The following is a 9,364-nucleotide window of genomic DNA, read 5'->3' as shown; positions in this document are numbered from 1 at the left end:
GACTGCCTGTACCAACGAGCTCCGTTGCTCTACGTCGGAAACTCGCCAACTCCCCTTGCGTGACCTGCGAAAACCCTAACTACCCGGCCTTGGGGCCTCCCCCTGAACGGTGGACACGCTGATACTGGATCTGCTTGATCCGGAGGAAGCGAGAAGACCGCGATGCGTGACCTGCCCTGGGGCCCTGGAAGAGCGGGTTACGTGCTTCGTCGGCGGCATCGTCATGGTGAGAGCGGCCCGTCCTGCTCAAGGGCGAGTAAAGGGGTGCGTCCCCTTTGCCCTCGCGCACCCCTGCACGTCTCTCCCCCGGTCCTGCACGAGTCCCCCGCTGCATGACACTCAAGATCGAATCCATCGAGCCGGTCACCCTGTACCGCGCCGCACTGGGGGCTGGAATGATGTTGGTGCTGTTCGGTCACGCCAGCCCTGTCGAGGCGACCGGATGTGTCGCCCCGTTCCTCGTGATCTTCGAGCGCACCCACCGGGACGGCTGGGGCTGAGGAAGGTACGCAGCGCTCGCGCATCTCCAACTACCGCTCCCGTCACAACAGTCTGCGCACCAGCGGCGGCAGGACCTGGATTCCACCCGGCGCGCTCACCTACCACCGCCAAGGAGAAGGGGTGGGTCAAGAGGCCGGGAGACGAGTGCCTCGTACTCCATGTCGGACAGGTGCGTGGCCTGTACGGAGACCTGGACACCGTCGAGCAGGGTCCGGAGTGTGCTGTAGCCGGAGGAGTGCGCGTTCCTCTCCTCGACTCTCGTCCCCGCCGGGCACCAGGAGATCAGCACGATCTTCTCCTGACGGGTCCCGTCCGCTGTCGCGAAGAGCAGGTCGTGGACAACGTACCGGGGCTCGTCGGCCGGCAGGGCCTTCAGCAGTTCGTCGTGTGTCAGGTTCCCCTCGAAGTCGGGGATCACGGTCTCCAGGCTGTCGCCGAGCCGGAAGATCACTGTGTTGATGTCCCGCCTGCTCTTCAGCTCCTGGAAGGCGCCGACACAGCTGTCGTCCACCGGGCTACCACCGCTCACGACGAGCCCTTCTGACTCATTGCGAGAACAGGCCGATCATTGCGAGAACAGGCCATCGGCTCAACGAACCGGCATCCCGGGCGGTTCTGGGCCGTTTGCCCTGAGGACCCGTTCCGCTCGGACGGCGCCCTGACCGGCCCGGACAAGGAGCACGTCGAGATCTCGATGCTCCCTGCACCTGCCCCAGTCCGCGCTCGTCCACGTCAACACTCTGCTGGTTCAGCAAGTCCTGGCCGAGCAGGCCTGGGGATCGCGGCTGGGAGGAGGACCGGCACGGTCTGACCGCGCCGTTCTGGTCCGATGCCAACCCGTACCGCACCTTCCGCCTCGACATGACCAGCGCCTCGACCTGGGGCCTGCTGCCGCCGTGCCCCGCCCCCGGCCCCCGGCCCCCGGCGGACGCCGTCTGCCGTTCGCGTACGGAGACACACCAAACGACTTCCAGGACTTCACCGACTCGAAGACAACGAGGCTCCGTAGTGGGCGGTGCTGGCCGGTCGGCCGACGCGCACGCCCCCGCCAGGCAACGTACGCCTGGCCCGTCAGCAGACGAGCCCGCAGGGTCGCTCAGGGCCTGCGGCCGTGAAAGGTGCGGCGCAGGTCACTCACCCAGGCGTCGGGGTTCTCCCAGGGGATGAAGTGGCCGCCGTGGTCGTGGGCGTTGACGTTGACGTGGTTGAACCAATCGGCCTGCGGGCCGGTCTTGAATGCCCGGACGCGCTCGTTGGCGGTCTGGATGCCGGGCGGGTTCTCGTACGTGACAAGGGTGAGGCCGACCGGGGCCTGCACGACCGGGGTGCGGTCGTGGGCGGGAGCCCAGGGGTAGCGGTTGGCGTTGGCGTAGTAACGCATCGATGTGGCGATGGAGTTGTTCACCCAGTAGATCGTGGCGTGGGTGAGCAGGTCGTCCTTGGTGAAGACGGACTCCACGTCGCCCCCGTTGTCGCTCCAGGCGTTCCAGCGCTCCAGCAGCCAGGCGAGCAGCCCGGCGGGTGAGTCGCTCAGCCCGTGGGCCAGGGTGGCGCCGTCGAGCATGTGCACGGCGAGGTGGGACGCCGAGCGGTGGTCCAACTCGATGATGCGGGCGCGGACGTCGGCGGGCTGGTCGTCGGTGAGGGGCCGATTCCGGGCGAAGTCCCAGGCGCGGTGGCCGGTGAAGAAGTCGAGCGGCAGCCCGGAGCCGATGTGGATGCCGTACAGCTCGCCGGCGTACTTGTGACCGAGCTGACTGGAGACGATCCCGCCGATGTCGCAGCCCCCTGCGGCGTACTTCTCGTATCCCAGGGTCTCGGTCATCAGGGTGTGCCAGAGGTCGGAGACCTTCCAGAAGTTGACGTCCGAAAAGCCGGTGAGCGGGCCGGGGAAACCGAAGCCGGGCAGGGACGGCACGATGACGTCGAACGCGTCGGCGGGGTCACCACCGAACGCGGCCGGGTCGGCGAGCGGGTCGATCACCTTCGACCAGTGCCAGAACGTCCACGGCCAGCCGTGGGTGAGGATCAACGGGATCGGGCGAGGGCCGCGGCCGGGCTTGCCCATGAAGTGCACCGGGACACCGGCGACGCTCACCTGGTAGTGCTCGTAGACGTTGATGGCGGCCTCGGCCTTGCGCCAGTCGTAGCCGTCCCGCCAGTAGGCCACCAGCCCACGGAGATAGCTGTCCGGGACACCGTAGGACCAGTCTCCATTCCCCTCGTCCAACGGCGGACGGGTCAATGTGAGACGGGCGCGCAGGTCATCGAGGACCTCGTCGGACACATGGATCGGGGTGGGCTCCAGGGGGAAAGCGTGCGGGGTGGTCATGGCGTGGTTCCTTACTGGGTAAGGGAAGCGGTGTCGTCGGCCTGTTGGGTGGTTGGGCGGTGAGCCGGGCCATTCCGAGGAGTGCGGGCAGCGACGCGGCGAGTGCCTGCCGGTGGTGCGGGTCGAGCTGGCCGGCCAGGGCGGCCAGGCGACCGATGCGCTCCTTTCGCCGCGACTCGACCACCTTCGCACCCGCGCGGACACTCGACGGCTCTGACGATAGGACGTTTCCACATCCGCCCCGGGGGCGGCGTTTCATAGGTGGTCGCTCGTGAAACACCCGCCGCAAACACCCGCCGCGCGGCGACCCACCTGTGGCAGACATGTTTCATGAGTTGTTGCAAACGACTGACCGACTGAAACACCCACATGAAACAGTTCGGGGTCGTGAGCGAAGACTTCAAGCGTGTGGAATCGCGCGACTGTTGGATGTCCACCTCCGCCGCCCCGGCGGGCTCCCCGTGCCGGACCGGCAAGGGCAAGCAGGCCACCACGGCAGCGAGCACGTGATCACCTCGCTACTTTGCGGCTGCTGTCTGGGCTGGGACTCCGGGGCCGAATGGCCGACACCGGTCCGCTCGGGCGGTCAAAAATGTGACGGCGCTTGGTTCACTCCAGGGCCCCTATCGGGACACGCCTCGTCGGCCTGGTGACGGCACGCACCACCCCGCACCGGAGGCCGACACATCCAAACCAGAACACTCGGATCCGATCTCCTGGCTGACCGCGCGCGTCGGGGGAATGATCACTCGCGTCGTTCAGATGATGACGCGGGCCTCGTCGCTGACCGGAAGCCTGAGAAGGCGAACAGGCGTAGGCCCCGGTTCCGCTCGTCGCCGAATGCACCTCCTCGTGCAGGGTGAGCCCGGTTTCGCTGCGCTACAGCCTGCGCATACGTCGAATGCCTCGACGACTCCCGCCCTGGGCCAGGAGTAAGTTCTCCCGCTTGCGCAGCTTCGCACCGGCGATCTTCGTTCCCTTTTCCGCCGATCCCGACTGGACCGACCGGCCCGGCCTCGTGGGCGGGAGTCCGGCCGCCTTCGCGACCTTCGTGGCTGTCACGCGTCTACCGGCCGGCCCCCGGCGCGGGTGACGTTCAGCCGGCTCGGCCGGTACAGGGCCGGGCACTGCTTCAGCTCACGAACTCTTCGTCCCCGTAACGCACCTCGGCTTTGTTCCAGTCCACGCCGAGTTCGGCCGTGAACCTCTGGGCCACCGGGAGGTCGGCGAGCGGGGCGATCAGGATGAGCCGCCCGTCCAGGGTGACCGAACCGCCGCCGAGCCGGTCGCGGGCGTTCGCGTCCGCGAGCAGTGCGTCATGGAGACGGGTTCGACTGACGCCGGGGGCCTGGATCTCGACCGCGTCGGCATCCGGCGAGGTGCGCGGCACACAGCGGAACGTGAGCACCGATTCCTGGTGGTATTGCTTGGCGATGACGTCGGCGATGTGGTGGAGCCCGTCGCGGCCGACCTGGTTGACGTCGAACTCGCGTGAACGCTCATAGGTGGCCTTCCTCAGGTCGCCGGACCAGAAGACGCCGTCCAGGAGGATCGAGGAGCCGGGCCTTGCGCCGTTGGCGTGGATGATCTTGCGCACCTCGTGGTCGAAGCGCGTCAGGCGGGTCTTGAGCCGGGAGTCGGCCGGATCCGTGATGATCGCGGTGTTGTCGGTGGCGAAGATCTCCGCAGTGGGGCAACCCCGAGCCGCCGGGATTGCCCGTGCGCTTTCCGCGCCCGCAACTCCCAGCGCCAGGGCGGCAACCGTGGCCAGGACGTGCGACTGCCGCCGCGTGATGACGTTCTTCATGCCATGATCAACGACCCTTGGCCGGCTTCGTTGCGTCACCGCCCGTGCCGCACCGCGGATCCGGCCGCGGGCCCCGACCGCGGCATCCGGCCACCTACACCGGGTACTCCGGTGCCTGGGTGTTCGGGCGTCTCACTGCGAGGGCCGCGATGTCGTCGTTGAGCCTTCCGCCGCTGTGGCGGAGCAGGTCCTGGTGAAGCCGGTCGAGCAGTTCACGGGGTGACTTCGGGCCTTGCCTCCGCATCCAGTCCGGGAGCGGGAAGAACTCGCCGGTGCGGTCCCGGGTCTCCGATACGCCGTCGGTGTAGAGCAGTAGCTGATCGCCCGGGGTGAAGGCGACGGTGTCGACGCAGTAGTGGGCGCCAATGAGCGCCGCGAGGTGGAGAGGCGGCGAGGGAGCGGTGGGATCCAGGACGCGGATCTTCCCGCGATGCGAGAGCAGCGGCGGCGGGTGCCCACAATTGAGAAGTCTGACCTGGCCGCCGCCGTGCGGGATCTCGGCGATGAGAGCGGTGGCGAAGCGCTCCGGCAGGTCCTGCGCCGGAAACGCGGCGCTGTGGCGGATGATGCTGATCTCCAGACGCCGGATGACGCCTCTCAGGTCGGGCTCGTCGTACGCGGCCTCCCTGAAGCAGCTGATCACCGCTGAGGCCGCCCCCACCGCGGACAGGCCCTTGCCGCGTACGTCACCGATGAGCAGCCGGACCCCGTACGGCGTGGCGGCCGCTTCATAGAAGTCGCCGCCGATCCTGGCCTGTTGTTGGGCCGCCAGATACAGCGACTCGATCTCGACGTCGTCCATGCGGCGTGGCAGAGGGCGCAGCAGTACCTTCTGGGCCGCGTCGGCGACGAGGCGGACATGGAAGAGCGCCTCCTCCCGCTGGAGTCGGACATGGCTCGCGTATGCGGCCGCCAGGGTGACCGCGACGATCGCAGCCGCGGTGTACTGCGTCCCCAGGTCGGTGTAGACGAAGCTGAGGCTGATCATGACCAGCAGGCAGAACGTGCCCAGCAGGATCGTGGGGAGTACGGGCCACATCGCGGCGGCGAGGGCGGGGGCGGCGGGCAGGAGTCGGCTGACGGCGATCTCCCTCGGTGTGGAGAACGCCAGGCAGGTGATGATGAGGGTGAGGATTACCGGTGACAACGGGGCAGCTTCCCACCAGCCACCGCCGAGGGAGCGACGGCGCCGCAGCCGTCCGGACATGATCACAAAATGCATCATATCGGTCGAAGTGGACATTGAGCGGGGCGCCGGGCGGTCAGGCCCGGCTCGAGGCGGGACGGGCGACGTGCGGCAGGACGGTGGCGTGGCGGGTCCGAAGCGTTCGGTGCGAAAGGTGGCGGCATCCCGCCCCCTGCCGACGAGTAGATCGCCGACCGCTTCGACGAAGCCGGTGGGACCGCAGCCGTTGAGGGCTTCCTGGAGGGAGCCGGGCCGTCAGGCTTTTCCAGATCGGCCTGCCTGATGAGGCCGGGCTTGCGGGAGGGGCGGACGGAGCCTGCCGGGGGCGCGATCATGGCCGCCTGCGGAAGGACGCCGGAATCGCCCGACACCAGAGGACGCGGGCGGTGACGGTCGCCGCCCGGGCGGCGACCGGTCCGCGAGGGGATCGGGCACGGGCACGCACCCGCCACGCACCTGCGCGGACCACCCACCGGCGAGACCCAGCTGATCAGTGTCGACCCCAAGGGCGGCCGCGATGACCTCGCGGCCGGGAAACCCTCCGCCAACGAGGACGCCACCGTCGTGGCGAGCGAGCCGCGCACACGGGACCGCGCCGCCTACGGAGGTCGATCTCAGGCGCGGAGCATCGATCACAGCGGCCGGCATTGCCTCCCTTAATCGAACGGACTAGTCTGTTCGATTAAGGGAGGTGCCCGCACATGGCGACGCGCACGAGAAGGACGAACACGGTCGAGAAGATCCTGGACACGGCGGCCGAGCTGTTCTACGCGAACGGCCTGCGGGGCGTCGGCGTGGACCAGGTGATCGCCGCCTCAGGGGTAGCGAAATCCACTCTGTACGTCCACTTCCGCACCAAGGACGAGCTGGTCGCGGCCTACCTGCGCAGAACCGACATATCCTGGCGCGCCCAACTCCAGACGGCCGCCGATCGGGCGGGCGACGACGCGGCGGCCCGGATCACCGGGCTTTTCGACGCACTGACGGAGGCCTTCGACCGGCACGGCTTCTTCGGCTGCCCCTTCGTCAGCGCCGCCGTCGAGACCGCACTCGACTCCGAGGCCCGGGCCATAACCGTGCAGCACATCGAACGCCGTCACATCTGGCTGACACAACTCAGCACCGAGGCAGGCGCCGCCGACCCCGACTCCCTCGCCCGCCACCTCGGCCTCCTGATAGACGGCGCCCTCGCGTCCGGACGGCTGCTCCAGGACCGCGCGGTGGTGGATCAGGCCAGATCCGCGGCCCGGCGCCTCCTCGACGACCACACCCGCCGCGACACGGCCGACGACCTCTCGTAACCGGCCACCAGGCACACCCGTGACCGCGAGACGCCCCACGCCTCCGGCTCCGTACTCACGAACAACCTCCAGGAAGGAAGGCAGGGCCATGCGCGCAGCGATCCTCGAACAGTTCGGGGCACCCCTGGTCCTCAAAGACCTCGCCCGGCCCGCCCCCGGCCCGGGCGAGGTCCTGGTGAAGATCGCGGCCAGCGGAGTGAACCCGCTCGACATCAAGATCCGGGCGGGGAAGGCCGCACACGCCCGGACCGTCCTGCCCGCCGTACTCGGCCTCGACCTCGCCGGTGTGGTCGAACAAGTCGGTACCGGCGTCACCGGGTTCGAAGTCGGCGACGAGGTCTACGGACTCACCGGCGGGGTCGGCGACCTCCAAGGCTCCCTCGCCCAGTACGCGGCGGTCGACGCCCGACTGCTGGCCGTCAAACCCGCCGCCCTGACCATGCGCGAAGCCGCCGCGCTGCCTCTGGTCTTCATCACCGCGTGGGAGGGCCTCATCGACCGGGCCCGAGTCCGCCCCGGCCACAAGGTCCTCATCCACGGCGGAGCCGGCGGCATCGGACACGTCGCCATCCAGGTCGCCCGTGCCCACGGCGCCGACGTCTACGCCACCGCATCCCCCGCCCACGCCGAGACGGTCGCGCGCCTCGGGGCCACGCCCATCGACCGCACCGCGATGTCCGTGACGGAGTACGTCGGCAAACACACCGGCGGCGAGGGCTTCGACATCGTCTTCGACACCGTCGGCGGTCCCGTACTCGACGCCTCCTTCACCGCCGTGCGCACGTACACCGGCCACGTCGTCAGCGCACTCGGCTGGGGCACCCACGCCCTCGCTCCCCTCTCCTTCCGGGGCGCCACCTATTCCGGCGTGTTCACCCTCATGCCCATGCTCACCGGCCGCCACCGCGCACACCACGGCGAGATCATGCGCGAGGCCACCGCTCTCGCCGACGCGGGCTCCCTCAAGCCACGGCTCGACCCACGCACCTTCACCCTCGACTCCGTCGCCGACGCACACACGGCGGTCGAACGAGGCACTGCGGCGGGCAAGGTCGTGGTGGACATCGCACAGGCCCCCGACGGACCGTGAGTCGCGCTCCGTATTCCGCCTGTAGTGCTCACATACCTTCCCCGTCGAACGGTCGACCATGGCGAAAGGAATGGAGTAAGGATGGGAGAGTGCGGCCGTATCGCTGCACGAGAAAACGACCGGCGGCCTCGCGATCCCACACGAGAATTTCCTTTCCGGCCGCGTGCGGCAGCGTTGTGGCCCTCCGTACATGGCGTCTTGAAGGTCTTGAAGATCTTGCACGCGCCATGGTGACCGGACAATCAGCTCTGCGAGCTCCAGGACGGTCAGCCGGTACCGCTCCGGAGCACGTTGCAGAGAAGAGCACCCCCGTGAATTACATAACGCAGCAACTGCGCTCTTCTACCGCCCCGGCAGTCGACGCCCCCTCGCGGGCAGCGGTCTCCGCCGCTGACTGCGGTCTGCTTCTCATCAGACTTACGTTCGGCCTACTCATGGCAGGACACGGTGCCCAGAAGCTCTTCGGGGTGTTCGGTGGCGACGGCCTCACCGCTGCAGGCAAAGGATTCGCCGCGCTGGGGTACCGTCCCGGAAAGGTCTACGCCGCCATAGGCGGTGGCTCCGAGTTCCTGGGCGGTATCGGTCTGGCTCTGGGGCTGTTCACGCCGCTGGCGGCGGCTGCTCTGATCGGCGTGATGATCAATGCCATGGCGACCGTGACCGGGGCACATGGATTGTGGGATACCCAAGGCGGTGTGGAGTACAGCGTGTGTATCACTGTCACCGCACTCGCCATCGCGGCCATCGGCCCGGGAAACCTGGCCGTCGACCGTCTTTTCCCCTGGGGCAAAGGAGGCTGGGCCGAAACGGCCCTCGCCCTGTTCCTGGGCGGCATAGGCGCCGCGATCGTCCTCATCCTCTAGCCATTCTCCAGCCACGCCACGGCGTCATTCCGCGGATCATGGCCCGGCAACCGCAGACCATGCACGGCGCGGCGGCCGTACTGGCCCAGGCCTATCCCGGCCGGTTCGTGCTCGGCCTGAAGGTCGGCCATTCACAGCAGGCCGCCGACGTGGGCCAGGAGTTCGGCATCCCGTCGGCCACGACGCGCGACTACGTGGACCGGATGGCCGCCCCGGCCCAGCCGCCCGCGCACGTCGCCGTTCCCCCGAGATCGCCGGGGTGGGTGACCGGCTGGAGTGGCTCG

General features: G+C 68.5%; 8 protein-coding genes. 4 read left to right on the top strand and 4 right to left on the bottom strand.

The window, feature by feature from the left end; translation table 11 throughout:
• Window positions 1-332: 332 nt before the first annotated feature.
• Window positions 333-500, top strand: a complete 168-nt coding sequence (locus ABZ656_RS39705) for a hypothetical protein (protein WP_180362647.1) — start codon at window positions 333-335, stop codon at window positions 498-500.
• 95 nt (window positions 501-595) lie between these two features.
• On the opposite strand, the gene ABZ656_RS39700 is transcribed toward ABZ656_RS39705, so the two are convergent.
• The 4 genes from ABZ656_RS39700 to ABZ656_RS39685 all read right to left on the bottom strand — a co-directional run bounded on the left by ABZ656_RS39700 (window position 596) and on the right by ABZ656_RS39685 (window position 5,847).
• Window positions 596-1,030, bottom strand: coding sequence for an actin depolymerization factor/cofilin-like domain-containing protein (locus ABZ656_RS39700; protein WP_101406749.1), 435 nt, complete (start codon window positions 1,028-1,030; stop codon window positions 596-598).
• A 567-nt stretch (window positions 1,031-1,597) separates the two neighbouring features.
• Window positions 1,598-2,833, bottom strand: a complete 1,236-nt coding sequence (locus ABZ656_RS39695; protein WP_101406750.1) for an epoxide hydrolase — start codon at window positions 2,831-2,833, stop codon at window positions 1,598-1,600.
• Between the two features lie 1,132 nt (window positions 2,834-3,965).
• Entirely contained in the window at window positions 3,966-4,640 is a 675-nt protein-coding gene (locus ABZ656_RS39690; RefSeq protein WP_180362648.1) for a hypothetical protein, read from the bottom strand.
• 94 nt (window positions 4,641-4,734) lie between these two features.
• Window positions 4,735-5,847 (bottom strand): PP2C family protein-serine/threonine phosphatase, encoded by a 1,113-nt coding sequence (locus ABZ656_RS39685; protein ID WP_360274914.1) that lies wholly within the window; start codon window positions 5,845-5,847, stop codon window positions 4,735-4,737.
• Window positions 5,848-6,527: 680 nt separating this feature from the next.
• On the opposite strand from ABZ656_RS39685, the gene ABZ656_RS39680 reads away from it, so the two are divergent.
• From ABZ656_RS39680 to ABZ656_RS39670, 3 genes are all read left to right on the top strand, one after another.
• Window positions 6,528-7,127, top strand: a complete 600-nt coding sequence (locus tag ABZ656_RS39680; protein WP_360274906.1) for a TetR/AcrR family transcriptional regulator — start codon at window positions 6,528-6,530, stop codon at window positions 7,125-7,127.
• An 88-nt stretch (window positions 7,128-7,215) separates the two neighbouring features.
• Window positions 7,216-8,217, top strand: a complete 1,002-nt coding sequence (locus ABZ656_RS39675; protein WP_101406753.1) for a zinc-dependent alcohol dehydrogenase family protein — start codon at window positions 7,216-7,218, stop codon at window positions 8,215-8,217.
• Window positions 8,218-8,549: 332 nt separating this feature from the next.
• Window positions 8,550-9,080, top strand: coding sequence for a DoxX family protein (locus ABZ656_RS39670; protein WP_360274911.1), 531 nt, complete (start codon window positions 8,550-8,552; stop codon window positions 9,078-9,080).
• Window positions 9,081-9,364 lie beyond the last annotated feature (284 nt).

The organism is Streptomyces sp. NPDC007095, from assembly GCF_040634475.1.
Lineage (GTDB): Bacteria > Actinomycetota > Actinomycetes > Streptomycetales > Streptomycetaceae > Streptomyces.
The sequence above is the reverse complement of the archived record's forward strand: the minus strand, read 5'-3'. Positions and strand labels throughout refer to the sequence as shown.

Excerpts from the sequence above, each read along its gene's own strand:
- ABZ656_RS39685 (WP_360274914.1), bottom strand. The coding sequence starts at position 5,847 with ATGTCCGGACGGCTGCGGCGCCGTCGCTCCCTCGGCGGTGGCTGGTGG.
- ABZ656_RS39690 (WP_180362648.1), bottom strand. The coding sequence starts at position 4,640 with ATGAAGAACGTCATCACGCGGCGGCAGTCGCACGTCCTGGCCACGGTT.
- ABZ656_RS39705 (WP_180362647.1), top strand. The coding sequence starts at position 333 with ATGACACTCAAGATCGAATCCATCGAGCCGGTCACCCTGTACCGCGCC.
- ABZ656_RS39680 (WP_360274906.1), top strand. The coding sequence starts at position 6,528 with ATGGCGACGCGCACGAGAAGGACGAACACGGTCGAGAAGATCCTGGAC.
- ABZ656_RS39675 (WP_101406753.1), top strand. The coding sequence starts at position 7,216 with ATGCGCGCAGCGATCCTCGAACAGTTCGGGGCACCCCTGGTCCTCAAA.
- ABZ656_RS39695 (WP_101406750.1), bottom strand. The coding sequence starts at position 2,833 with ATGACCACCCCGCACGCTTTCCCCCTGGAGCCCACCCCGATCCATGTG.